The organism is Phycisphaerae bacterium (assembly GCA_012729815.1).
In the GTDB taxonomy this organism is placed as follows: domain Bacteria; phylum Planctomycetota; class Phycisphaerae; order JAAYCJ01; family JAAYCJ01; genus JAAYCJ01.
The window spans coordinates 15628-42114 of sequence record JAAYCJ010000089.1; the positions used below are offsets into that span (position 1 = coordinate 15628).

19 protein-coding genes are annotated in these 26487 nt (G+C 63.2%); 16 read left to right on the top strand and 3 right to left on the bottom strand.

Annotation, left to right across the window (positions count from 1 at the left end; all coding sequences use genetic code 11):
- The first annotated feature begins 75 nt into the window (after positions 1-75).
- Both GXY33_06765 and GXY33_06770 read left to right on the top strand, forming a co-directional pair.
- On the top strand, positions 76-996 hold the full coding sequence (locus GXY33_06765) for an HDOD domain-containing protein (GenBank protein NLX04827.1): 921 nt from the start codon (positions 76-78) through the stop codon (positions 994-996).
- Between the two features lie 13 nt (positions 997-1009).
- Entirely contained in the window at positions 1010-2824 is a 1815-nt protein-coding gene (locus GXY33_06770; protein NLX04828.1) for a response regulator, read from the top strand.
- A gap of 57 nt (positions 2825-2881) precedes the next feature.
- Here GXY33_06770 and GXY33_06775 read toward each other — a convergent pair whose 3' ends face one another.
- Positions 2882-3052, bottom strand: coding sequence for a hypothetical protein (locus tag GXY33_06775; protein NLX04829.1), 171 nt, complete (start codon positions 3050-3052; stop codon positions 2882-2884).
- Between the two features lie 197 nt (positions 3053-3249).
- Between GXY33_06775 and GXY33_06780 the strand changes: the two genes are divergently transcribed.
- Positions 3250-4182 (top strand): prolyl oligopeptidase family serine peptidase, encoded by a 933-nt coding sequence (locus tag GXY33_06780; GenBank protein ID NLX04830.1) that lies wholly within the window; start codon positions 3250-3252, stop codon positions 4180-4182.
- Positions 4183-4269: 87 nt separating this feature from the next.
- On the top strand, positions 4270-5697 hold the full coding sequence (locus tag GXY33_06785) for a HAMP domain-containing histidine kinase (protein NLX04831.1): 1428 nt from the start codon (positions 4270-4272) through the stop codon (positions 5695-5697).
- 9 nt (positions 5698-5706) lie between these two features.
- On the opposite strand, the gene GXY33_06790 is transcribed toward GXY33_06785, so the two are convergent.
- Together GXY33_06790 and GXY33_06795 are read right to left on the bottom strand one after the other, a co-directional pair.
- Positions 5707-6012 (bottom strand): hypothetical protein, encoded by a 306-nt coding sequence (locus GXY33_06790; protein NLX04832.1) that lies wholly within the window; start codon positions 6010-6012, stop codon positions 5707-5709.
- 332 nt (positions 6013-6344) lie between these two features.
- On the bottom strand, positions 6345-7037 hold the full coding sequence (locus GXY33_06795; protein NLX04833.1) for a hypothetical protein: 693 nt from the start codon (positions 7035-7037) through the stop codon (positions 6345-6347).
- 396 nt (positions 7038-7433) lie between these two features.
- Between GXY33_06795 and GXY33_06800 the strand changes: the two genes are divergently transcribed.
- The 12 genes from GXY33_06800 to GXY33_06855 all read left to right on the top strand — a co-directional run.
- Positions 7434-8909: a hypothetical protein gene (locus tag GXY33_06800; GenBank protein ID NLX04834.1), complete on the top strand. Its 1476-nt coding sequence runs from the start codon at positions 7434-7436 to the stop codon at positions 8907-8909.
- Positions 8910-8914: 5 nt separating this feature from the next.
- The gene (locus GXY33_06805; GenBank protein ID NLX04835.1) at positions 8915-9919 is read left to right on the top strand and encodes an exosortase/archaeosortase family protein; all 1005 of its coding nucleotides are present in this window, start codon (positions 8915-8917) and stop codon (positions 9917-9919) included.
- Positions 9912-10688 (top strand): exosortase-associated EpsI family protein, encoded by a 777-nt coding sequence (locus GXY33_06810; protein NLX04836.1) that lies wholly within the window; start codon positions 9912-9914, stop codon positions 10686-10688. The genes GXY33_06805 and GXY33_06810 overlap by 8 nt, the downstream gene beginning before the upstream one ends.
- A gap of 102 nt (positions 10689-10790) precedes the next feature.
- Positions 10791-15722 (top strand): tetratricopeptide repeat protein, encoded by a 4932-nt coding sequence (locus GXY33_06815; protein NLX04837.1) that lies wholly within the window; start codon positions 10791-10793, stop codon positions 15720-15722.
- A 112-nt stretch (positions 15723-15834) separates the two neighbouring features.
- The gene (locus tag GXY33_06820; protein NLX04838.1) at positions 15835-18093 is read left to right on the top strand and encodes a polysaccharide biosynthesis tyrosine autokinase; all 2259 of its coding nucleotides are present in this window, start codon (positions 15835-15837) and stop codon (positions 18091-18093) included.
- Positions 18094-18306: 213 nt separating this feature from the next.
- Positions 18307-20052 carry a TolC family protein gene (locus GXY33_06825; GenBank protein NLX04839.1) on the top strand — a complete coding sequence of 582 codons (1746 nt, stop codon included), beginning with the start codon at positions 18307-18309 and terminating at the stop codon, positions 20050-20052.
- The gene (locus GXY33_06830) at positions 20049-21326 is read left to right on the top strand and encodes a hypothetical protein (protein NLX04840.1); all 1278 of its coding nucleotides are present in this window, start codon (positions 20049-20051) and stop codon (positions 21324-21326) included. The genes GXY33_06825 and GXY33_06830 overlap by 4 nt, the downstream gene beginning before the upstream one ends.
- A gap of 128 nt (positions 21327-21454) precedes the next feature.
- Positions 21455-22948: a hypothetical protein gene (locus GXY33_06835; GenBank protein ID NLX04841.1), complete on the top strand. Its 1494-nt coding sequence runs from the start codon at positions 21455-21457 to the stop codon at positions 22946-22948.
- Positions 22945-24057 carry a hypothetical protein gene (locus GXY33_06840; protein NLX04842.1) on the top strand — a complete coding sequence of 371 codons (1113 nt, stop codon included), beginning with the start codon at positions 22945-22947 and terminating at the stop codon, positions 24055-24057. Before GXY33_06835 ends, GXY33_06840 begins: the two co-directional genes overlap by 4 nt.
- Positions 24058-24135: 78 nt before the next feature.
- Positions 24136-25164, top strand: coding sequence for an AmmeMemoRadiSam system radical SAM enzyme (gene amrS, locus GXY33_06845; protein NLX04843.1), 1029 nt, complete (start codon positions 24136-24138; stop codon positions 25162-25164).
- 128 nt (positions 25165-25292) lie between these two features.
- Positions 25293-25751 carry an NUDIX hydrolase gene (locus GXY33_06850; protein NLX04844.1) on the top strand — a complete coding sequence of 153 codons (459 nt, stop codon included), beginning with the start codon at positions 25293-25295 and terminating at the stop codon, positions 25749-25751.
- Positions 25752-25772: 21 nt separating this feature from the next.
- The coding region (locus tag GXY33_06855; protein ID NLX04845.1) for a class I SAM-dependent methyltransferase at positions 25773-26487 on the top strand (715 nt) is incomplete at its 3' end.

The following is a 26487-nucleotide window of genomic DNA, read 5'->3' on the forward strand; positions in this document are numbered from 1 at the left end:
TATTCAGGTTATGGCCCGAGGGCACAACTTGGGTCATTCAGCGGTCGGGCAAAGGTAACGTGGGGAGGCGGCGGAATGTCTCGCATGAAGGGAGCAGCGGCAGTTCATCCCGAAGAGTCCCTTTCCAGCGACGGGCAGGGCGCCGACGAACGGTCGGCGGCAGCGCTTTCGATCGCGGAGAAGATCCGGGACGTCTCGACGCTTCCGTACGTGGCGATCCGGGTCAACGAGATCGCCAACGATCCGAGTTCGGGCGCGGCGGATCTGAAGGCGGTGCTGGAGGCCGATCCGGCCATCAGCGCCCGGGTGCTCCGGACGGTCAACTCGGCTGCGTACTGCCCGCGGGTGAGAATCACCAATCTGCTGCAGGCGATCAGCTACCTGGGCTTCAATGAAATCCGCAACCTGGCGATGACCGCGTCGGTGCGGCAGTTGTTTTCCGCCCGAGGGGACGTGGGGCAGTACACGCAGGCGGGTCTCTGGAATCACATGGTTTCCGTGGGCGTCTGCGCCCGGATGATCGCCATGCGCAAGGAGCTGCCGAATTTCGAGGACGCGTACCTGGCGGGCCTGCTGCACGACTTCGGGATCATTCTGGAAGACGAGCATCTGCCTTCGCAATTCAGGAGAATGATGGACGGCCTGGACGTCGAGAAGACGCTGGCGGAGAATGAGCTTCGTTTTCTGGAGTTCGACCATCCGACCCTTGGCACGCTGGTCGGCGAGCAGTGGAAGTTCTCGCCGTGCGTGCAGGCGGCGATCGGCCATCACCACCAGTCGCGCGCGTACCAGGGCGAGGACGCGACGATTCTTCACTGCGTGGAGCTGGCCAACTACATCTGCTCGCTGAAGCACATCACGTCGGTGGGAGTCAATCTGGTTCGGCCCGCGGTTTTCGCCATCCGGGCGTTGGGGTTCGGGAAGGAGGACCTGGTGGTGCTGGGCCAAGACCTGGATCGGGAGATTCGACGGCGAAGCGACTTATTCACACTGTAAGGCAATCAGACAGATGGACGAATTCCTGGCACAGATCGAGACTCTCTTCTCCGTCAATCCGGATCCCATGTCGCCCTCGCAGGAACTCGAACCGGTTTTTGCGATGCTGGAGGGGTTCGGTCCTCGGGCGATCGTCCTGACCGATCGAACCGGTGGCGTCCTGGCGGCCTATTGGTCGGCAGAGGACTTCGAATTGCCGGCGGCACTGGCTGAAAGTTTGACGAGGCCGTTGGCCGACGCGGGCTTTGTCGTCTTTCCCTTTGGCGCGGGCAAGGCGTCCATGACGGCGTTCGTCGTACGACTGGCGGCCGAGGATGACGGTCTGCTCCTTGGTGGCCTCTGCGAACGGCAGGAGGCCGATGGCATCGGCCTGGCCGCTCTGCGGAGCGCCCTGCTGGCCTGCGGACGGCTGGCGTGCGATCAGCACCGGGTCCGCCAGGGAAATGACGAATGCGAGGCGCGTCTGAGGCAACTGTCGGCGGCGCACCGGGCGATGCGGCAATCGCTGGAACGGACGTTCCGCGCCGCGATTGAAGAGCACGAGCAGCGGACGCAGGAACACCAGGAGCACCTGCGGCGGATGGAGGAAACGGAACAGGACCTGGTCCGGGCGAAGGAGGCGGCGGAAACGGCGAGCGTGGCCAAGAGCCGATTCCTGGCCAACATGTCCCATGAGATTCGCACTCCCCTCAACGGGATCATCGGCATGATCCAGTTGCTCCAGGATACGGAACTGACGCCGGAGCAGGAGGAGTTCGCCGCCACGCTTCAGGAGTCGGGCAAAGCGCTGCTGAATATCGTCAATGACATCCTCGATTTCTCGAAGATCGAGGCGGGCAAGATCGAGATCGAGCACATCAGTTTCGACCTGGTTCAAACGCTGGAACACGTCGTCAAGCCGTTCGTTCCGGCCGCCGACGAGCGAGGCCTGCGGCTGGACTGCGCGATCGCTCCCGGCGTTCCGCGGTACGTTCGGGGGGACCCGAACCGTTTGCGGCAGGTGCTGACCAATCTGATCGGCAACGCCATGAAGTTCACGACGGAGGGATGGATACGGCTGTTTGTGGAACTTGAGTCGCTGGAGCGAGGCAAGGCGGTTTTGCGTTTGGGGGTCCAGGACACGGGCATCGGCATTCCGGAAGACCAGCAGGAGCGCGTGTTCCATCCGTTCGAGCAGGCGGACACGAGCACGACCCGCAAATACGGAGGAACGGGGCTGGGATTGACGCTGTGCAGCCAACTCGTGCAGAAGATGGGCGGACGCATGCAGTTGGAAAGCCGCTCGGGAACCGGCAGCACCTTTTACTTCCGCCTTCCGTTCGAGCTATCGGACCAGGCGTCGAAACACCTGGACGCTCAGCCGTCGGTTGCGTTGGCCGACGGGCCGACGGGCGAGGCGAAACGTCCGACGTTCACACCCGCCGTCCGCCCGCTGCACATCCTGGTGGCGGAGGACAACCCGATCAACCAGAGACTGATCCGGGGTATTCTCCAGCGGATGGGGCATATGGTGGTCGTTGTCGGCAACGGTCGCGAGGCGTTGGCGGCCCTGGCGAAGGAGCCATTCGACCTGGTCCTGATGGACAACCACATGCCGGAGATGGACGGTCAGGAAGCCACCGCGGCCATACGCGAGCGTGAAGAAGGCACCGCGGAGCACCTTCCGATCCTGGCCGTGACCGCCTCCGCCGTCAAAGGGGACCGCGAGCGGTTTCTGGAGGCGGGGATGGACGGCTACGTCTCCAAGCCTTTCAAGGTCGCGGAGCTGTGTTCGGCCATCGATGAGGTGCTCGCTTCAGGGCGTTCAGCGACCGCTGCGGATGGATAGAGTCGCCAGGGGAAATGCCGCCGATCCGAGCGGCAATCGCATCGGTGGAACCAGGCCTTAATCGCGGTCGTGTTTGTGGCCGGCGTGCTCGTGCTCGCAGGCTTCATGGTCGCCGGAGCCTTTGCAGCCGCACGCGCAGCCGATCTCGCCCTTGGCCGAACGGTACATCAGGATTCCCGCCACCGCCGAAATGCCGACCACCATGCCTACCAGCACCAATCCAGCCATCGAACGTCCTTTCTGCCCGGTTTGCCACTTATGACTATTCTACGCACGTCAGACATCCGTGCCAAGCCCTTGTGAATGTACATGCGTTTCAAGAACATCGGTCGAGTTTTGGGTGAGATTTTGATTAGCGGCGACTACAATAATCCGGCGGCCTCGAATGGCCACCATAACTCCTTGCCTTATTGAGGTTTACGGTAATGACGGAATCAACAATCATTGAGTTTCGTTCACGGGTGGATGGGACGGGACCGCTTTTCGCGGAGGTTTTCCGACCCAAGGCGGACAGAAATGTGCCGATGGCGGCGGTGATGGCGGGCTTTCACGGGACGCGGCAGAACGTCCTGGAGACCGCCAAACGACTGGCGAGCAAAGGGTTATGTGCGGTGGCGGTGGATATGCGGGGCCGGGGCGAGTCGGCTGGGGCGCCGGACTCCGGAGCGGTCGAAATTCATGACATCATGGACGCCCTCGATGCCACGGCCGACCGGCTTGGCGATGGCGTCGATCGGAACCGCTGCAGCATTGTCGGCTACAGTGGCGGAGGGGGCAACGTGTTCTCGGCGATCACGAAGTTTCCCGACCGGTTTCAGGTCGCAGCGGCTTTTTTCGGGATCGCCGATTACGCGTTCTGGCATCGCAGCCGCGCGCGGGTCGATTGCTGCCGGACGATGGAGAAGTGGATCGGCGGCGGCCCGGACGCCTTGCCCGAGAAGTACCAGGCCCGCAACTCGGTCCTGGCGGCGGGCAATTGCGTCCGGACCGAAGTCCACATTTTCTGGGATGAGGGCGAGCGGGACTGTCCGGGTTCGATGAACGAGCGGTTCGCCGAAGCCGCTCGCCACGCGGGTAACGAAAGCGTTCACTGCCACGTCAGTCGCGAAGGGGACAAACACCGCTGGATTCACGGTTATCCGGAAACCAATCCCGATCTGATCGCGGCGGAGGAGGTGTTCGTGCCTCGGATGCTGGATCGTCACGAGGACATCAGCCTGCCGTCTTCCGGTCGGCTGGTCGTGCCCGGGTACGTGGTGACGCGGCGGTTCGCGTTTTGGGTGGGCGACGGTCAGGCGGGAACGGCCCGGATCGAGTACAATCTGGATCCGTCGCTGAGCGTGCGGCTGGCGACCTGAGCGGATTCGCCCAAGCTCCCAGTGGACAACCGGCAGCGTTGCGGTTATTCTTGATACATACGGCAATTGGCTCACGGGGTCCATCGAATGAAGCGAAGAGCCTCCAATCTGGCCGGGGTGGATGCGGCGATGGGCGAGGTGATCTGGCTGATCCGTCTGCGTTGGTTGGCGGTGGTCGGGGTGCTGGTGACCGTGCTGGTGGTGGATCGTTTTTTCCGGGTCGAGTTGGTCCCTGCCGCCCAGACGCTGATCCTGACGGTGACGGGGCTGATCGCGTTGTACAATTTTATGCTCTACCGCCGGCTGCCGCGGGTCCGCCGGTGGCTTCAGAGCGATCCGCACCGGGCGTTCACGACGATCAAGCGTCTGATCCACATCCAGATCGTGGCCGACCTGGCGTGCCTGGCGGTTATCCTGGATCTGTCGGGCGGATTGCTGAATCCGCTGTGCGTGTTCATGTTGTTCCACATCGCGATCGCGGGGATCACGCTCAGCCGGGTCGAGGCCTTCGCGGTGGCGAGCTTTGCCTCGCTGCTGCTCGTCCTGCTGGGTCTGGTCGGGGCGCTGTGGCCCGCCCTTCGCCTGCCGCTGAGGGGCTATCCGCTCGAGACGGCGGCGGAGGGCCTGGTGGGCAACGGGTTCTTCATCGTCTCGGTGGTCCTGTCGCTGGCCGTCACGTTTTACCTGATCGCGTATTTCACCAGCAGCGTCAGCCGCGACTTGCGGCACGTTCTGGAGGAATTGGAGACGGCCAACGAGGCGCTGCGTCAGCAGGATCGTGAGAAGTCGAGATTCCTTCGCGTAATCGCCCATCAGCTTCGCTCGCCGCTGTCGGCCATCATCAGCCTGGCGCACGCCTACGCCGAACCGGCTGACAGCCAGCAGTGCCTGGTCAAGATGCCCGAGCTGGTGAACCGCATCGACCGGCGATGCCGAGGGCTGATGGCGCTGGTGGACGATCTGCTTCGCCTGACTCATATTCGCGAGGGGCTGGACCGTCACGAACAGCCCGCTCCGATCGAGCTGAATCGGGCCATCGCGGACGTCTGCCGGATGTTTGAGGCCCAGGCGGCAGAGAAGGGCCTGGCCCTGCAGCTTGCTCTGCCCGACGGGCAACCGACCGTCCTGGCCCATCCGCGGGACATTCCGGACATCGTGGAGAACCTGGTTTCCAACGCCATCAAATACACCGACGCGGGCGAGGTGCGGGTTGAGGGACGGGTTCGCAGCGGACGATACGTGCTGGCCGTCCGCGACTCCGGTATCGGGATTCCCGAGGAAGACCAGAAGGATCTCTTCCGCGAGTTTTTCCGGGCTGGCAACGCCAAGAAGCGGGAGGTCAACGGCAGCGGACTTGGGCTGAGCATCGTGCAGGCGGTGGCCCGACGGCTTGGCGGAGACGTGCGTTTTGAAAGCGAAGCGGGACGAGGCGCCACGTTCATCGTGGAGCTGCCTCTGAGCCAGCCGATTCAGATGACGATCGCGGCGGCTCAGGAAGCGGCCAAAACCTCCTGACGGCTGGCGCTAGAACCCTCGTCGCTGGTTATTCTCGGGACAGGAAAGCGTGTACAATTGATCGTTCTTGCACCACTCGCCGAGCCCATAGGCCAGACCCACCGCGGCAAAGACCGGCACGCAAAGGGCCAGATCGAGGCCCAGATTGGTCAGCACGTTCTGCGTCGGCAGCAGACCGTCGGTCAGGATGGTCCGCCCGGCTGCGGTTAAGACGCCGACGCACAGGCCCATCCGGACCACAAACTCGCGCAGGACGAACCGCCACATGCCCTGCTCCCGAATCTTCTCCCACTCCTGACGCTTCTTCAAATTCATCCGGCTGCTCCCGGTAAACGTGTACCCACTCCTTATCGACCGCTGGTTTCGGGCCGTTTAGTGCGGACTGCCGCCACAGGCGGGACGGATTGCTTCTGCCGCAACGTAAAATGCAAGTATAGCCGCCCGAGTTAATTACGGCAACCGGCATCGCCGCTTTTGGATTGCCGACGGCCGGATGGCGGTGCCGCTGTCCGAACGGGGAACGGCCCTGCATAACTATACAAAATCTTTCGAAATGCAGCTGATTGCGCATCGGGGAAGGTCAGGCCGTCGGATTTCCGCGGGGGATAGGCGAGAGCGCAATCATCGACCGCTGTTGGCCGACTGGACTAGACTGTCGCTTCCTGGAGTTCTTCCGCCGGTTGGAGGGGGAATTTCACGGCTTCGGACGGCCGACGTTTGATAATCCGGGCCGGCACACCGACCACGGTGGATGATGCGGGCACATCCTGGATCACCACCGCCCCCGCCCCCACGACGGCGTCGGCCCCGATCCGGACCATCTGGATCACGGTCGCCCCGATCCCTACGAAGGCCCCCGGCTCGACGATCACCCGGCCGGCCAGACGGGCCCCGGGACAGACGTGAGCGGAATGGCCCACGATCGATTCGTGATCCACGATGCAGGCGGTGTTCAGGATCGCCGAGTCTCCGATCTGGCAGTGGGCACAGGCTACGGCCCCCGCCGCCACGACGACGTTTCTACCGACCGTGCAGGTTGAGGCAACGTTCGCCGAAGGGTGAATTGCATTGATTAAGGTCATGCCACACTGATCAACTGCCTTGGCGTACCGTCGCCGGGTGGCATTGTCACCTATCGCCACGATGGCCCCCTCGATGCCTCGCTCCTTGAGCAGACCGAGGTTCGACGGATCGCCGATAACTCTCAGGCCATCGATGCGTTCTCCCTGGAGCAGCGGATTGGCGTCAATGAAGCCCACGGGCCGATAGAGTCCCGCCGCCCGCACGATGTCCAGGACCACGCGACCATGTCCGCCTGCGCCGATGATGATAATGTCCATAATACAACGAACCTCCCACTTTCTATTTTCGTATGGGAGAGCAGCCGGGCTTTGGCAAAAATTTCGGACGACCGCAGGCATCGTCCGCCGCGCCGCTCCAACTCGGATTTATTCCTGTCTGTGGAGTTGGGGGGCTGAGTGTGACCGGGTCGGCGTTCCGCGGCAGTTCCGAGAAGTTGCCTTGCACCCGCTGTAAAAATCACTGCTTGGACATCAACGAGCTAAAGCGTGCACTCCGCGAGACCGATAAAACTAACACCTGTCCATAGGCGAGCCAGTGTGACAGCGTAACCTGGGTTGTCGGGAGAATTTAGGGTGAGTAGTTGTGGTATGATGGGCAGGTTTCCGAGCCGCCCCCCGGCTGGACCCAGTCGGCGAAATACAGGAGATTCATCGGTGCTCAAGAGGCAGATTGCCGCAGTCGCGTTCCCTCTGATCGGCCTGCTGATGTGTTCGTCCCTTGGATGCAACGCGATGCTCAACGGCTGGCTGGACCCCAGCCAGGTCGGTCGTTTTCGGGGTCCGGCGGTCACGCAGGAACTCCGGCGGAGCATCAGCATCGCCGACGAGCCGGAGCTCTATCTCCAAGGCGGCGAGCCCACGCCGGACGATCTAGTCGTGCCCGCCACGGACTATGTCCTCCAGGCGGCGGATTTCGTCGACCTGAACGTCTACGAACTGATGTTTCCCGGTCAGCCGTGGTATCAGACGCGGCAGATATCCAACGGCGGCTTCATTACCATTCCGCAGGTCAAGGATCGGATCCGGGCGGCAGGGCTAACCGCCCTCGAACTTGAGGAGCACCTCAAACAGATCCTGATTGAGCAACAAATCCTTACCCAACCGGAGGTTGCGGTATTAGTCAGGGAGGCCCGGGGGCGGACGTACAACATCCTCGGCGCGGTGCGTGTTCCGCGCAGCGAGGTTATCCCGCGTCCCGATTACCGTCTCATCGACGCCCTTGCCGCGGCGGGCGGGGTCACCGTCCAGGATTCGTTCAATGTGCGGGAGCCCACGATCAAGACGGTCTACGTTTTTCGATCCGAACCCGAGATAAAGCCCGAGCCGCCGGTTCCGGCACCCCGGAGCGAGCCGCAGCCCCCTCCGGCCTTCAGCAGCGTGGCGCAGACCCAGCCCGAGGCGCCCACCGGTCATTGGGTGTGGGTTAACGGCGAGTGGAAGTTCGTCGCGTCGGCGCCGGCTGCGACCCTGCCGGCCGAGTCGGCGACCGCACCGGCTGTCGAGTCGCCCCTGGAGAGAGAGCCTCGAATGGAGCCCGAGGCGGAGTTGCCGCTGACCCCGGAGGAAGAGATATGGGAGCGGCTGGTTGCCCAGATGCCTTCGCAGCGTGTCCTGGCCATTCCGCTGGAACGGCTGCAGGAAGGCGACCCGCGGTACAACGTGGTGATACGGGACAAGGACACGATCTGGGTGCCCGCCCCGCTTGTGGGCGAGTATTACGTCATGGGCAACATCTACCGCCCCGGGGTCTACGGCCTCAACGGCCGTGACGTCAGCCTTCGGCAGGCGATCGCAGCCGCCGGGGGGCTCAGTCCGCTGGCCGACCCGACGCGGCTTGAGTTGATCCGGCGTATCGGTCCCGATCAGGAACAGATCGTTCAGGTCAACCTGGACCGTATCTTCGCGGGCATGGAACAGGACGTTTTTCTGAAGCCCGACGACATCATCAACGTAGGGACGAACCCGGTGATGCCGTTCCTGGCGGTGCTGCGGAACGCCTTCCGGGCGACCTACGGGTTCGGTTTCATCTATGACCGCAACTTCGCGGACATCGACTCGTTCGAGGGTCAGACGAACCCGACGGATCGCCGCCGATCAGAACAACGGACTCGCTTTGGATTTGGACTCTAGCGTTCATGGTTACAACTACGGATAGCAGTTCTTCGGAATATCCGGCTGGTGCGGCTGAGACGGGACCCGCTGTCGCGGGACGGCGCCGTCAGCGTCGGGTTCGACGTCGTGACACGACGCCGGGTTGGTTTGAGGTGATCACCGCCGCCGGTTGGATCAAGATCGCCGTGCTGAGCTTCTTCCTGGCCATGCTCTATCGCCACCAGCTCATCCGGATGGTGCACACGTGGATGGACGACCCGGACTGGTCCCACGGTTTTCTGATCCCGCTGTTCAGTCTGTACTTTCTGCACCAGCGTCGCGATCGGCTGGCCCAGGCCGACTTCCGCACGAACTGGCTGGGCCTGGCGCTGGTTGTGGCGTCCATCATCGGCCTTATGGCCAGCATCTATCCGCTGAAGATGGGTTACCCCCAGCAGTTGGCGGTGTTGGGCACGATGCTGGGCCTGGTGCTGCTGAACTGCGGATGGTCCGTGCTCAAGATCGTGTGGCTGCCGATCCTGTACCTGTTCTTTGCGGTTCCCTTGCCGACACGGATGTACGTGGCGTTGACCATGCCGATGCGGCAGTGGGCTTCGGACGTATCGGCCCTCGTGCTGAACATGATTCCGGGGATCGAGGCGGAGGCGCACGGGGTGGTTGTCGAGGCATTCTATCAGGGCCAGATGCACCAGTTGAACGTGGCTGAGGCATGCGCGGGCATGCGGTTGATGATGGCCTTTGTGGCGTTGGGGGTGGCCATGGCGTACCTTTCGGACCGCCCCACCTGGCACCGCCTGGTGCTGGTGGCCTCGACCCTGCCGATCGCCCTGTTCTGCAATTTCACGCGGGTAACGGTCACGGGCGTTCTGTACATCATGGTCGACCCGAAATACGCGGAGGGAACCTTCCATGAGGCCCTCGGACTGGCAATGCTGCCGGTAGCGTTCTTGATGTACTGGGGCATTGCGGGCCTGTTGAACAGCCTGTACATCGAGGAGGGGATCGAGGAGACGGCGATCGATGAATAGACTTTCCATTGACCCCCCGAGAGGCATTATTCAGGGCCTGCTGAAGGATCGCGGGTTCCTGGCGGGCGCGATCGTGCTGGCCGCGGCCGCGGTCAGCGTTCACGCCGCCGCCGAGAGATTGCAGTTGCACTTTCGCAAGCTGCCCATTCCCCTTCGCAAAAGCCTGGCGGAGTTCGACGCGACGAAGATGGGCTCGTACAAGTTCGTGCAGCGAGTCGAGCTCAAGCCGGAGATGGAAGCGGAACTGGGAACCCAAGACTACGTGCAACTGATCTTTGAGGATACGTCGATCGGCGACGAGCAGGCGCCGGGCCGATACGTCCACTTTTTCGTGACGTACTACACGGGCGACCCCGACCAGGTGCCTCACGTGCCCGACGTGTGCTATGTGGGAGCTGGGCACCAGACGAAGAACACCGAGAATTTCGAGATGATCGTGCCCGGTATCGGGGCTGACGAGGACCGGCTTCCGGTGCGTCTGCTGGTCCTGGAGCGGACCGACACCTTCGCCGTTCTGCAGCGGCCGGTGCTCTATTTCTTCGCGGTGAACGGCGGCTATGCCTGCGAGCGGACGGCGGTTCGCCTGCGGCTGGCCGACCTGCGGACCAAGTATGCCTATTTCAGCAAGGTCGAGTTGGCTTTCAGCGGAGCGAAGCAACCCACAGCCGAGCAGGCCAAGGAACTGGCACAGAAGTTCTACGCCCAGGCGGTGCCCATTCTGGTCGATGAGCACTGGCCCGACTGGGAGCAGGCCACCGACCGGCGATGAACCGGGGTGGCAGAGGCAGCGTATGGATTCGTGTTGAGAGTTTCCAAAAGACAATTATCATTGCCGGGTCAGCAGTTTTACTGATTAAGGAGAAGCCTCGGGATGGCGACGGTACGGCGATTGAACAAGCGGATGGTGGCGTTTCTGACCGTGGGCACCATAATGATGTTGACGCTGATCATGGGGTTGCTCCTGAAGTATGCCGCGGCGGAGAGGAATCCGGACCTCTACGCGCAGCGGGCCGATGAGCTGATGGCTTCGGGCGATTATCTGGAAGCCGCTTCGAAGTATGGTCGGGCGTTCAAGTACAGCGACAACGATCCGAAGTGGCTGCTGAAGGTTTCGGACGCCTACTACCAAGCCGGTGAGGTCGCCCGTGCCCGAGCCGCTCTGGGACAGTCGGTGATCACCGATCCCACGTTCATCGAAGGCCAGAAACGTCTGGTCAAGATGTCCTACGAGATGTTTGGCCGATCGTCCAACGTGGCGATGATGAGCTCTCTCCAGGACGAGGCGGACAAGCTGCTGGCCATGCTGCCGGCGGACAGCGAGTCGGATCCGGAGCTTCGTGAGACACGGGCGTTGGCGGAGTTTTGCCGGGGTCTGGGGCTCTACGCACGGCGGGGTGAGAACACGGAGTTTCGGTCCAAGGCGGAGGAGGCGATCAAGCTCGCCGTCTCGCTGGATCCGAAGCCGGACTATGTCGAGGCGCTGGCGGCCATGGTCTCGGACGAGGCGGAGGAGAACGTGAAATTCGCCTCGGCCCCGAATATCCTGCCGGACGAGTACACCCAGCAGGTGGCCCGTATGCGGGAGCATTTCGCCGCCGGCGAGAAGGTCTTTGCCGATCACATCGAGGCGCTGGCGGCCGATTCGGCCATGCATCGCCTTTTGGGCATGTACCACAGCCGGACCTGCGCTCGATTGGAGACGACGCTGGCCATGTTCTGTCAGACGCGGATTCAACAGGGGCAGAACGTTCAGGTCATCTCGGAGCAGGAGTTGGCCCGCCTCGACCAGCAGAGCAACCTGACCGACGAGCAGAAACGCGCAGCCCGGCAGACGCTCCAGACGAATCTTCGTGGAACTCAGCAGTCGCTTCCCCGCTGGAAGCGTCATCTGGAGGATCACCAAACCGCCGCCGACAAGCACCAGGCGGCAGCTCAGGACAACCTCAAGAAGGCGCTGACACTGGCCCAGTCCGAGACGGACAAGCGGGAAGCCCTTCTGGCCCTGGCCCAGTTCAAGATTCAGGACGACGCGAACGAGGAAGCCTACCGGTTGGTACAGGACTGCATCGATCTGGATCCCAACCAGTACGCCCCGTATCTGCTGGCCGCGGCCATTCTGCGGCAGCAGGCGACGGCCGGGGAGGCCGAGAGCGCCGGGGCGAAGCTGGATCTGGCGGTGGAGATGCTCGACCGGCGTCTCAACCAGATGCCTCCGCAGTTGACGGGGCCGGACGGGTGGCGGAACCGCATGCTGCGGACGCAATTGATGATGACGATGACGGATCTGCTTTTCGCCCGCCAGGCGGAGGGCGACGCGGCCATGCTGGATCGGTACATTGACGAGATTCAGCTTCAGACGGGAACCGAAGACTACCGGATTCACCAGCTCAAGGGTCGCAAGGCCCTGCTCGATCAGAACGTCCTGGAGGCGATCAAATGTTTCGAGGAGGCCGATCGTCTCGCCAACGAGAATGCCGGGTGGATCAAGTTGATCCTGGCCCAGTTGCATCTGCAGCGAAACCAGACCGGGGCGGCCAAAACGGCGGTGGATCAAGCCTTGCAGATGAACCCCAGTTCGGAGGACGCCCTGACCCTGGCCGCCACCGTCTATCTGCGGCTGGATGATCCGGTCCGCGTGCTTTCGCTGGCCGAGCAGCTTCTTTCACTTCCGAAACTGAGCCGGGATCAGCGGCAAAAGGGGCTGGCGTTCAAACTGGAGGCTCTGGCGAGACTGGACCGTCTGGACGAGGCGGATGCGGTCGCCGAGGCGATGGTCGAGGCCGGAGCGGATCTGGACTGGCAGGTGCAGAAGGCTCAGATTCTCGCCATGCGCGGGCGTGTCCAGGAGGCGGAGAGTCTCCTGAACACCATCCTTCGCGAGCACCCGGACCACAAGGACGCCGCGGCGATATTGTCGAGTCTCTACTTTCAGACGCGGCGGGTCGACCAGGCCAAACAGGTGCTCCAGACCGCCTTGGAGAAGTACCCTGATGACCGCCTGCTGCAGCGTCGAATGGAATTGTTGAGCATCGAAGACGATGAGGCGCGGGCTTCGCGGGCCGCTGAGATGGACCGCGAAGACAGGGAGGCCCGGCTCATGGAGGAGATGAAGCTGGTCGAGGGAGAGAGCGACCCCTACGTCCGCGCGGTCAAGCTTTTCGACCAGTACCTGCGGCAGAACAACATGGAAGAGGCCAAGAAGCACCTGGCCCAGGCCAGCGAGATCGATCCCAAGCGGGCCAACGCGGTGTGTTTCCGTTTCGCGGTGGCCACCAAGGACTGGGCGGGCGCGCAGAAATGCGTGGATCTGGCGAAGGTCGAGAACCTCGACACGGTCGGCGGCGCCTACTATGAGGGGCAGTTGGCCAATGCCCGGGGATGGGAGTTGCTGGTCGAGCAGAAGAACGATGAGGCGAAAACGAAGTTCTCCGAGGCCGCCCGTTCGCTGGAACTGGCGGTGGCCGAGCTTCCTCAAGAGGCGGTGATTCGCGCCATGCTCGGCGAGGCGTATTTCGTGCTGGAGCGTGCGGCCGACGCGCGGGAGCAGATCGGCAAGGCGCTGGAGCTGAGTCCGACCAACCCGTACGCCCTGCGCGCCCAGTCGCTGCTGCAGTGGGACGCGATCGCCCGCAATCCGGCCACGGTCAACCCGCAGTTGGTCCAGGCTTTCGCCGGGACGGTTCAGCGGGGCTGGAGCCAGCTTCGGTGGGACCCGTGGCTGCAACAGAAGGCCCAGTGGCTGACCGATCAGGCGAAGGTCCAGCAGGCGATGCAGGACGATGCCCGTCTCGACGCCCAGACCGTGTTGACACGGCGTATCGAGAGGCGGCAGGAGAAACCGGACGATCTGCAGAATCTAATCCGTCTGGCGTGGATCTACGAGAACCGCGAGGAGGTCCGCGACCTGGACAAGGCCGAGGAGTGCTATCAAGGCGCCCTGAGTCAGGCACAGGCGACCAGTCTGACCGATGCCTATCTGCAGTTCGCCTCCCGCCACGATCGCGTGGCGAACGTGGAGAGCTATCTCCGGCAGCAGGCACAGAAGCTGGCGGAATCCGGGAACGCGGATGGGTATTCGCTGGTCGGGTACTTCTACGAGGCAACGCAGAAGCCGGACCAGGCGGAGGAGGCGTTCTCAAAGACGGTCGAGGTGGAGGACGCCCTGAAGACCCGCCTGAACCTGGCGGTGTTCCATGCCCGGCACAAGCAGCTTGCCAAGGCGGTTGAGTGGGCATTCAAGGCTGTCCAGTCCGATGCTCCGGAAACCGAGAAGTCCAACGCGAGGGTCCTTTTGATTGAAGTGCTGATGGAGAACCGGGAGTGGGAAGAAGCCGGGAAGCAGGCCGATCAGTTCGCCTCGCTCCACCCGGAGGATCCCCGAGGCGGCTTGCTCCAGGCGCGGCTGGCGATCAATCAGGGTCGGATGACCGAGGCGGTCGCCACCCTCTCGCAGATTCTGGAAAAGACACCCGGAAACACTCAGGCGCTTCAGGAACGGGCCAATGCGTACATTTACATGTGGAAGCTCGACGAGGCGATGGCTGATCTGGAGAAGCATGCCTCGATCAATCCGGCCGGTTTCGGCCTGGACGGCCGGGTCAGCCTGATCAAGCTGTACTGCGAGTTGGACCGCACGGCGGATGCGGTGCAGGAAGCTCGCAAGATCATCGAGACGCCCGGCCTGGCGGAACAGCCGGCCCTGCTGGAGGCGATTCGAGACTCTCTGCTGCCGGCGCTTGCTTCGGCCATGGATCCGCAGCCGTACGAGGAACTCCTGGTCTGGGCGGGCAGTCTGCACGGTTCCTATTGGGGCTGGCCTTACGAGCAGGGCCTGCTTCACATGCGGGAGGAGCGGTTCGGACGGGCGGCGGAAGTGCTCCAGCAGGCGTGGACAAAGGCGGCTCAGAGCAAGTCACCCATGGCGGCCACCATCCTGAACACGTATCTGGAGGCCCTGCTGCAAGCCGGTCAGCCCGAGCAGACCGTCAGCGTTGCCCGCGAGGTGTTGACCCAAGGTCAGACGGCGGATCCGCAGGTTCTGGCATGGATGTCGGCCGCCCTGTTCAAGCTGAACCAGGAGGAAGCCGGCACCCAGGCCCTCGTGGAGGCGCTGCGTCTTTTGCAGAGCACTCCTCCGGCGGTATGGCACATCACTCGAAACTGCCTGCTGAAGGTTATGGATGCGCCAACGGCGATCACCCGAATCGAGTCACTGCTCGGTCAGTCGGACGATGCCGTTTCAGGAGTCAAACTCGCCCTCGCCACCGCCTGTTTCGCGGCCAAACAGCCGGAGAAGGCCTATCGTCTGTGTCAGGAAGTGGTTGCCCAGGAACAGGATGCGCAACGGCAGCTTCTGGTCTGGTACATTGCCGGTCAGGAGTTGACCGACAACAAGGCCTACAGCGAAGCGCTTGAGGCGCTGAACAAGGCCAGGGAGCTGGACCCGGACTCGACGGCGGCCCTGAACAATATTGCTTATATTTACGTAGAATTTGTTGATCGGGGCGATGAGGGAGTGCAGTTGATTGAGCAAGCATATCGAGGCGCCCCGAATAATGCCGATCTACTGGATACCTATGGCCGAATCCTCGAACGGATCGGTCAGAAGGAAAAGGCCATGGTGTACCTGGCCAAGAGCATATGGATCAAGGCCTCGGCGGCGAGCCGTTTCCACCTGGGACAGATCCTGCTGGAACAGGGCCGGCGTCACGAGGCCCAGGTTCAGTTCCGCCAGGCGTTGGCCATGGTGGGCGAGGACAAGGTTCTCGAGGGGCGTATTCGGGACGCCCTCAAGAGCATTTGACATGGTAACCTGATCGGCACCGGCATTCCGGGCCCCAACGTTATCGGGCAACCGGGACGGACGGGGCATAGGGATGCCGGCCGGCGGGAAGACTGAAGAACGAGGGAGAGCGATGTCGCAGATAACCACAGTTCCGGGAACGCCGATGCCGCCGATGGTCCAGGTCCCGCTCTCACCGGGCATGCGGCCCTCGGGACCACCGATGCCTCAACAGGCATTCACGCCGCAGGACATCATCCGGATGCTCAAGAAGCGCATCTGGCTGATCGTCATCGTTGCCATCCTCGTTTTCGTCGGTTCGGGCGTCGGGACGTATTTCTGGGCCAAGTACTATCCGACCTACCGGGCCACCGCACTGGTAGAGGTCAAGAGTCCGAACCCTCCGGCGCCGATGGAGAAGCAGGGGCAGCTTCCCAACAAGGACATCATGGAGCAGCACATCAACACCCAGGCCCGGATGATCAAGGCCATGGGAATCCTGAACAAGGCCCTGGAGGATCCAGTGGTTCGCGGCACCTCGTGGTACCAATCGTTCGGCAACGACGTTCCCAAGGCCCTGCTGGACATGGATGAGCGTCTCGCCGCCACCCCCATCCGGGACACATGGTTCATTAACGTCGGCTTCGCGTGGCGGCACGATGGCGAAAGCGCCCAGATCGTCAATGCCATTCTGGACCAGTACCTTCGCAGGGTTAGCGACGCGTCACAGGGCCGGAGCCGCACGGACTTGGCTCTGTACCAGCGCAGGGCGCAGGAACTTCTCTCGGAGATCAGCCTCAAGAAGGCTGCGCTGGCGCGGGACCGCGCCTCATACAACATCCCGGTGATCGAGCGGCGTCAGGCGGACGTCGGGGCAAAGGTCGCCTCGCTGAACGAGCTGCTTGAGGAGCGGCTGACCGGGCAGGAGCAGGCCCAGTCGCTGTATGACATGTACCACCGGCCCGGCGCGCAGACCAGCATGGCCGATACGCCCGAGATGCGTCAGGCGGTGGATTTCGACCCGCTGGTGCGGACGTACACGGCGCAGTTGGCGGACGCCAGACTGAATCTTGAGACCGCGCGGGAATACCGACCCAAGCACGGCCTCACGCTTCAGCTTGAGCGGCAGATTCAGACGATCGAGCGCCAGCTCAATGCCCGGAAGTCCGAACTCCTCGCCGAGAACTTCCGCCAGATGAGCGAACGCACGCAGGTGGAGTTGGACGGCATCACGCGGGAAGTCATCTCGCTCCAGAACCGCATGGTGGAGGCCAAGCACGAACTGGACGACCTGGAAGCCCACATGGCCAAATACCGGGCGGATGAGCGGGATATCCAGAATCTCGAGGAGCAACTGGCCACCGTCAACGACCACATCATGCGGCTGCGGATACAGCAGGAAGACCCGGAACTGGTCCGGGTCAGCATCTCCAGGGCTGAAAGGCCTCTGGAACGAAGCTCGCCCAGCTTCAAGGTGAACCTGCCGGCCGGGCTTATGCTGGGGCTGATGCTGGGAGTGGGTTTCGCATTCCTCCTGGAGTTCCTCAGCTCGACGGTCAAAACGCCGGCCGACGTGGTTCGCCAGCTCCATCTGCCCTTGCTGGGACAGGTGCCCTCGCAGGAGGATGACGAGGCGTCGCCGGAGGACATGAACAAGCTTCTGATCGAGTCGCCGCACTCGATCCTGGCTGAGAGTTTCCGTCAGTTACGGACGAACTTCCTCTTCGCGGGTCCGCCCGAGCAGCAGCGGACGGTGCTGGTTACCAGTTGTTCGCCGGAGGAGGGCAAGACCTGCATCGCGGTCAATCTGGCCACTTCGCTGGCCTTGGCCGGGCAGAAGGTTCTCCTGATCGACGCCAACTTCCGGCGTCCGAGCGCAGCGGAGGCGTTCGGCCTCTCGGACGGTCAGCAGGGACTCAGCGACATCCTGGTCGGACGGGCCAGTGCCAGCAACCTGATCCGGCCTACTCAGCACGACAACCTGGACGTTCTGCCGGCGGGCCCCCTGCCGCCGAACCCGGCCGAATTGCTGGGCAACGACCACCTCAAGGGCCTGCTCCAGGAGCTCAAGGGCCGATACCAGACGATCATCCTCGACGGCCCCCCCCTGCTGGTGGTCAGCGACGCCCTGGTGCTGGCCACCGCGGTGGACACCGCCATTCTCACCATCCGGGCCGGGCACACGGCCCGCGGCGCAATTCTCCGGGCCCGCGAGCAGCTTCGCCGGGTCAACGCCCGTCTCAGCGGGATCGTCCTGAACGACGTGCGCATCACCCGGGGCGGGTACTTCCGCCAGATGTACCGCACCTACTACGAGTACCATGCTCCGGAAGGGCTGCTCGAAAAGGATGGTGAGGAACAGCCGGAAGCCGAGGAAGTCAAGTCCGAGTGACCCCGGCCTGCGGCTCCGACCCGCCGATTCCGCCACGAGGCATAGTCTTTGGGCGTTTCCGAACCGGCGTGGCCCCCTGCCTGCCCGGCGTTACTTCACTTCGTTAAATATTTGACAGGTCCGGAGCCACCCCTATAATCGGGAGGTTAGCTTGGATTGCGATTGCCCATGACGGCAGAACCACAGGCCAAACCAGGACTCAGGATCTACGCAATGAAACAGACTGCCTCCGGACGGTTTCTTTGTGCCTCTCGTCCGATGCTCGCCGCCGCGCTGCTCTGCGCGCTTCCCAGTTGCCTGTTGAGCGGCGCCTCGTTCGAACAGGGCGTACCGATCGTGCCCGCCGTTCGCGGCGGGGTCACCAGCGCCGTGATCGATACCGACGCGGTGGTGGCGCGGGCCGCCCTGGCCGCCCAGGAGGAACTGGCGGCCACCGAGCCGGCCCCATCGGGCCCGGAGCAGGAGGTGGTGATCCAGGACATGGACCGGCTCAAGCAGTACGTTCCGGACCCCGTTGAGGCGGAGATCTCGGATATCGCCCGACCTCAACGGGTGCTGCTCTCGCTTCGCGACGCGGTGGCCCTCGCGGCTGCGCACAGTTTCCGCATCCGCACCCAGGGCTTTGGGCCGGCGATCAGCGCGATGGACGTTCTCGCCGCGGAGGCTGTTTTCGACGCCTCCTATTTTCTAGAGGGGGAGTACACGAAGCAGAATCAGCCGACCCCGTCGCAACTCATCGGCAGCAGCGTCGAGCAGCACACGATGACCACGGGGATCACCAAACCGCTGCCCACCGGCGCCGCCATCACCGGGGCGTGGAATCTGGTCCGCTATGACACGTCGCTGTCGTACTACACGCTCAATCCCAGCTACACGAGCAGCTTCGCACTGGAACTCCGCCAGCCGTTGCTCCGCGGTTTCGGGCTCGACGTCAACCGGGCCAATATCGAACTGGCTGAGAACAACACGCTGATCGCCAAGTTCGATCTTGAGCAGGCGGCCCGCGAGCAGCTTTCCAACGTCGAGAAGACCTACTGGCAACTCGTCCAGGCCCGTCGCAACGTGGTGATCCAGAAGAGTCTGGTCGACCAGACCGAGGAGACGCTTGACTTCCTCGAGAAACGCAAGATGTTCGACGTCTACGCGGTTCAGATCACTCGGACGCAGGCCCTGCTGGGCACCCGCCAGGCCGAGTACGTGCAGATCAAGAACCGGGTCCGCGACCTGGAGGACCAGCTCAAGCAGTTGATCAACTATCCGGATCTGAACCTCGGCGAGGACATCGAGATTGTTCCGGTGGACTTCCCGACGGTCGGTCCCATCGCGATGGACCGGATCGCCCAGGTGCAGGTGGCCCTCCAGAACCGCTCGGAGATCGAGCAGCGGAAGCTGACCATCGAGAACGCGCGCATCAACGTCGCCGTTCGCAAGAATCAGGCACTTCCCAAACTGGACCTGACCGCCCGGTATACGATCAACGGGCTGGCGGGCAATCCGGGCAACGCCTTCGACGAAATGTCCACCAGCCACTTCCAGGACTACTTCGTGGGCATCTCCTTCGAATACCCCATCGGCAACCGCGCCGCCCGGGCTGAGCAGCGCAAGGCGGTGCTGCAGCGTGACCAGGCGATTGCCGCGCTCAAGGAAGTGATCGAGGGCGTGATTCTGGAGGTCGACGTGGCGGTCCGCGAGCTTCAGACTTCCTACGACCAGATACCTCCGACCTCGGCGTCGGTGGTGGCCGCCGAAGAGAACCTGGACGCGATCGTGGCCCGGCGGGTCCGCCTGTCGCCCGAGTATCTCGACCTGCAGCTTCGGGCCCAGGAGACTCTGGCCCAGGCCCGCCAGGCCCTGCTGGCCGCGCTGGTCAATCACAACGTGGCCCTCGTGGAGCTGGAGCGTACCAAGGGCACATTGCTCCAGCACTACAACGTATCCCTTTGTCCGGAACTCGAATGATCGCACTGGCCGCTCTGGAAGCGGAAGATTTCCTGGCCCCGCTGCTCGAGGAGTTTGTCTGGAAGGAGCAGTTTGGCGGCCGGCTGCCTCTGGTGGCGGTGACGATGCTCGCCGTCGCGGCGGGGATCTGGCTGCTGTTCGGGCGTCAGAAGGAAGGTTTTCGCGTCACCGCCGTCTACTGGCTGGGGTGCGGTGTCGGAACGTGGCTGGCGATGTACCTTCCGGTGGGCCAGGTGCTCAGCACTTCCGCTCTGGTGATCGCGATGGTGAGCCTCCTGTTCGCCTACCTGCCCTACCTTCACCACCGACGGGAGCAGAGACGGACGTGGCTGACCCGGCCGGAGGTGCTGACGAGGCGTTTTGCGGTGGCTCCGGGCCTGACGAGCAGCATGACCGCCCTATCGCTGCTGGTCCTGTTCTTTGCCCTCTGCCACGTCACCTCCGCCGCCTCGGCGGTCGCCACGCTACTGATGGGCGTGGCTCTGCTGGTCGTCGTGGACCACGGTTTTCGCGCCGATGCCGCGTTTTCGGGCCTCGCCCTGATCAGCCTGGCTCCCCTCAGCGGGCTTCTGGCGATCACCGGGGGCGAGAGCCTGCGCATCGCGACCATCCTGAACCTGGCCCTTCTGGTGCTGGGCGTGTGGGCCTTCCTGTGGACATGGCTGGCCGGCGTGTGGCAACAGCAGATCGTCCGCGGGCGTCCGCTGACCACGGCCGCCCGTCTGGTCGGACTGGCCGTGCACGCCGGGGTTATGACGCTGGCGTTCGCCAGTCTGCTGCTGTTCAAGCTGGCCGTCTGGCCGCAGTTGCGGACGGTCAGCGAGTTGGATGACGGGCCGGGCCGCTTTGCGATGCTGGCGGCGGGAGGAAGCGTCGTGGCGGGAGTGAGCCTCTGGATCGCGGTTCGCCGCGACTCCCGGACGATGGGGCTCCTGTTCCTGGTCAACCTTCTTTCCCTCGCTCTCGCCTACGTCCTGCGGATGCCTAACGTTCTCTACGATGTGGTGGCCCCCTACCTGCCGGTGTGGCTGATCGCAGCCGGCCTGGTGGTGCTGCTGATTGCCCTGCTCGCCCGCCGGCGTCAGTGGTCGGGTCTGGCGGCGCCCTCCGCCCTGCTGGCCACCGTGGTCCTGCCGGCGCTGTTGATTGCCTCCAGCGTCCATCTGTCCAGCGGATTTGGCCTCCGTATTGCGATGGCGATCCTGCTGGCCTCGGGGGCGTGGGCACTGCTGCGGTTCGCCGGTTCACCCGCCAAAGCCGTTCGCGGCAGATAAGAGTCCGCTGGAAAGGGTGCAAATCTCATTGATCGAATGCCGATGAACCTGATATTGGTTCCTAATTGGAGATCTCCGCGCGCTGCCAGGCGTATTATTACCAAACGCCGAAACGAAAGGGCTGTGCCATGAAGTGGACGAAATCGTGGTGGATCGCCGCGGCGATGCCGCTGCTGCTGGCAGGCGGGTGCGCCGCTTTTCCGAAGTCCGCACCCACCGAGTTCACCCAGGACTACCGATGCTGGGACGTGAAGACGAACGACCAGTGCGACTATTTCCAGTACCTGGATCCGTCGGGACGGGTGGTGGCCCTTGGCTACGACGACGACCGTGACGGCCAGCCGGAGATTCGGATCGAGTTGGCCGATTCTTGCTCGGACGACCAGTGCCCGCACTACGTGATCCTGCTCGACGGGATTCCCTATTCGCTGGTCAAGCAGCTCTACGACGAGGGCGGTTTCCGGCTGTTCCATCCGCCGAGCCGTCTGGTCTCCTGTTTTCCGTCGATGACGGACCTGGCATTTTCGCAGATGTATACGCCCGGAGAGCCGCTGGGCTTCGAGGCCCTCTGGTACAATCCGGAGAAGGGCAAGGTGGAGGGCGGCAAGCTGGCGTACCTCTCGGAGACCAATGCCCCATGGCAGAAGTTCCTCGACTACCGGGTTTCGATGATCCTCGACGCGGTCGGCTACGTCAGTCCGGGCTGGCTGCTCGATCAGGAGCTTGGCGGCATCGAGCGGACGTTCAACCGCCGGCGTGACGGCACGGTGACCGCCTACTGCCTTGGCACCGCCACCGTCGGCACGCGCAAAGGGGCCGAAGGGCTTGTCAAAGCCCTCAAGAAGGTCGATCGGCTCTGCGAGAAGATCATGTACCAGCGTCGCGGCCGCTGCCGGTTCACCATCGCCGCCGACCACGGCCACAATCTGACCGCGGCGACGCATTTCGAGATGGAAGACGCGTTGGAGACGGTGGGGTTCAATCCGACCGATAGGCTGAAGGACCCGAACGACGTGGTCGCGATCGAGTTCGGCCTGGTGACGTACAGCGCGATCTACACCACCCGTCCAGCCGCGGTGGCAGACGCCATGCTGCCGCTGGAACCGATTGCCCTGGCCGCGTATGTCGATCCTGCGGACTCCACGTGGGTCACCGTTCGCAACCGCGACGGCTCGGCACGGATCACCAGGACCGCTACCGGTTACGTCTATCAGACGCAACAAGGCGACCCACTGGAACTTGCGCCGATCGTCGAGCAACTCGCGGCGGCCGGCAAGGTTGGGCCTGACGGAGCGATCGACGATGAGGCCCTGTTCCTGGCCACCGTCGACCACAAGTATCCCGATCCGCTCAACCGAGTCTACACCGCGTTTCACGGTCTGGTCCGGAACCCGCCGAACCTGATCCTGACGGTCAAGGACGGCTGGTTCTGCGGAGCCGAGGACCTGGCCGAAAGCGTCAATGTCGCCAGCACACACGGATCGCTACGGCAACTCGATAGCGTCACCCTTGTTATGAGCACGATCCGCCCGCTGCCTCCGGCGGTCCGGATCGCCGATCTGCTGGAGGTCTTCCCGCCGATGCGGCCGGAGGAGTATCCGGGGGAGACGACAACGCCATGACCAAACGGCAGCGTTTTCTCGACCACGTCCGCCACGGCGGCCCGCCCATCTGCTCGCCGCAAATCGGTGGCGGGGCCGGGTTCGACACGCGTTTGGCGGGCAAGGAGTGGATTTCGCAGACCACCCTTGGCGATACGATTGCCGCAGTCGAGCGATTCGACATCGTGCCGCTGATCAACGTGGGGCTGCCCGATCTCGGGTGTTGCGACGACAAGCTGGCGTGGCGGCAGGTCGACCGGCAGGAGTCGGACGATCGGATCGAGACTCACGAGGTGCTGGAGACGCCCGTCGGCACCCTGGTCCGCAAAGGCATCGAAGAGAAGCGTAAGGGCTTCTTTCAACCGAAGTACCCAGTGGAAACGCCTGACGATCTGCCCGCCCTCGAACACTACATCGACGCTGCTTTGGCAGCCGACCTGGCGGCAGTGACTGCGGGCGTTCGGTGGACGGTTGAGGAAATCGCCGACCGTGCCGCCCTTTCGGTCCAATGGAGCGTCCAGCCGTACGAGCTGCTCTGCTTTCCGGATAACGTCAACACCGTTTTGATCGCCCACGATTGTCCAGAGACCTTCCGCCGCCTGATGGACAAGATTCTGAAGCTCGACGAGCGGCTGTTTGCCGCGGTCGCCGCGGGCGGAGCGGACTTCATTTTCCTTGGCGGACCGGGTTCAGAAATGATCTCGCCCCGCTTCTACGAGGACTACCTGATCCCCTATTCGCAGCGGGCGTCCGCGATGGCCCGCGTTCACGGCCTGGCCGTCTACAGCCACATCTGCTCACGGATCGAGCCGTTCTTGAGCATGGGTTTCTACAATCGGATGGGCATCGACCTATTCGAGACGCTCAGCCCGCCGCCGGTGGGCAACGTCGAGTCGCTTCGCGACGCCCGGACGATCATCGACCCGGCCATCTGCACGCGCGGCAATCTGGGCCTGGACGTGCTGCTTTCGGCTTCGCCGGAGGTGGTGCGAGAGAAGACGCTGGAGATTCTGCAAGCGGTTGAGGGCCATAAGCATATCGTCGCCGCCTCCGATTACCTGTTCTATGACGTCCCGGAAGCCAACATTTGCGCTATGACCGACGCGGTCAACGCGTATAATGGGCGTTGATGCTCCGCGGCCGACGCGCGGTTTGAGCGCCGCACCGGCCGTTCCGGTCACTCGGGTGGGAAAACGGGAGGCGCGTTCATGGCCCGGCAAGACGTACAACCGGCGATGCACTGGGAGAAGCTTGAAGAGTCGAGGGTTCACTGCTACCTGTGTCCGTGGCACTGCCGCATCGAGCCCGGCGATCTGGGCCGCTGCCGCGTCCGGCAGAACATCGACGGCGAGCTTTTCTCGCTCAACTATCACCACGTCATCGCGACCAATGTCGATCCGATCGAGAAGAAGCCGCTGTTCCACTTCATGCCCGGCAGCATGAGTTTCTCGATCGCCTGTCCCGGCTGTAACCTGCAGTGCGACTTCTGCCAGAACTGGCAGATCTCACAGATGCCGCGCGACAAGGGCCGGATCGACGGTCAGCCGGCCGGGCCGCAGACGATTGTCGCGTACGCCGACCGCGCCGGCTGCCGGTCGATCTCGTACACCTACACCGAACCGACGATCTACTATGAACTGGCCTACGACACCAGCCGCATCGCCCACGACGAGGGCCTCAAGAACTGCTTCGTCTCCAACGGCTATATCACGGTCAAGGCATTGGAGGCGATTGAGCCGTGGCTCGACGCGATCAACGTCGATCTGAAGGGCTTTACCGAGAAGTTCTATCGCGACCGCTGTGGCGGGCATCTTAAGCCTGTGCTCGAGTCGCTCCGCTGGCTGGCCCGGAGCCGCATCTGGCTCGAGGTGACCACGCTGGTCATTCCGGGCCAGAACGACAGCGACCAGGAGTTGCGCGACATCGCCGGGTTCATTGCGGGCGAACTGGGACCGCAGGTGCCGTGGCACGTCAGCCGCTATCGGCCCGAGTACCAGTACGACCAGTCGCCTCCCACGCCGATGGAGACGATCGAAAACGCCATCGCCATCGGCAAGGACGCGGGCCTTCGCTACGTCTACGGCGGCAACACGCTCGGCCACGCCTCCGAAAGCACCTACTGCCCGAACTGCGGCGAAAAGGTCATCGACCGCATCGGCTTCTCCGTCCGCCAGAAGCGCACGCGGGACGGCCAATGCCACGCGTGCGGGACGCCGATCGATGGGGTGGAGATGTAGGCCTACTGCAAGTGCGACATCGACACCCTTGCGGTCACGGGACTCATCGGGTAGTATATGATCTCCATTGGTCAGGCGGCGCGGCTATTCGCCTGCGGTAGTGTTGCGGTTGCGGGAGAACACTGCTCATGTCCGACGATCCGTTGACCGGGTACATCCGGCCTGTCGCCATCTGTGTCTTTCGGAATGGGAGCCGCATCCTGGTCGGCGAATACTCCGATCCCACGACCGACCAGGCGTTCTACCGGCCGCCCGGCGGGCGCATCGAGTTCGGAGAACTGAGCGCGGCGGCCCTTCGCCGGGAGATGAAGGAGGAACTCGGAGCGGAGATCGCCGATCCGAACCTGCTCGGCGTTCTGGAAGAACGTTTCACTTTCGAAGGCCGGCCGAAGCATGAGATCATCTTCGTCTACGACGCTGAGTTTCTCGATCGGAGCCTGTACGAAATCGACCGCTTCACCGGAACCGAGGACGACGGATCGCAGTTCAGCGCAATCTGGCTCGACACTGCCACCATAGGCCCGCAGACGCCACCGTTGTATCCGGATGGCCTGCTGGAGTTGCTTGCAGAAAGGGAGAGGGTGTAAGCTTACCGATAGGACATGGCAATGGCACACTACGAAGATTACGCTGAGTACTATGACTACGAGCAGGGCGGCAGCCTTGACCTTGCGTTTTACCGCGAGTGCGCCGCAGCGTACGGGCCGCGGGTGCTGGAACTGGCGTGCGGGACCGGTCGGCTTCTGGTGCCGCTTGCCGAGGAGGGCGTGCGGATCGACGGCTTGGACTTCTCCGAGAACATGCTTTCGGTCTGCCGCGAGAAGCTTGCGGTGCGAGGGCTGCTGGATCGAACGGAGCTCTTCCGCTGCGACATGGCCCGGTTTGATCTGCCGTGCAAGGACTACGACCTGATCTACGTCCCCTACCGCTCCTTCATGCACCTGTTCGATCAGCCGGCCAAGATCGGGTGCCTGAGTTGCTCGTGGCGGCACCTGCGGTTGGGCGGGTGCTTCATCGTCGACGTCTACGCTCCGTCGTTTGCCGCGCTGACGCAGGAGCCGGATGCGCCGTTTGCGGTGACGACGGAATACGACCTGCCCAGCGGCCGCCACGTCGTTCGCAGTGACCGCTTTGTCTCGCACGACCCGGTCAGGCAGATACAGCACTGCCAGCGGAAGTTCCAGGAATACGCAGCCGACGGTTCGCTGGTCCGCGAGCGGACGATCCCGATGGACACCCGATACACGTTCCGGTACGAACTGCAGCTTTTGCTGGAGAGGGCCGGATTTAACGTTGTGAACGTATTCCGCGACGACGAGAAGA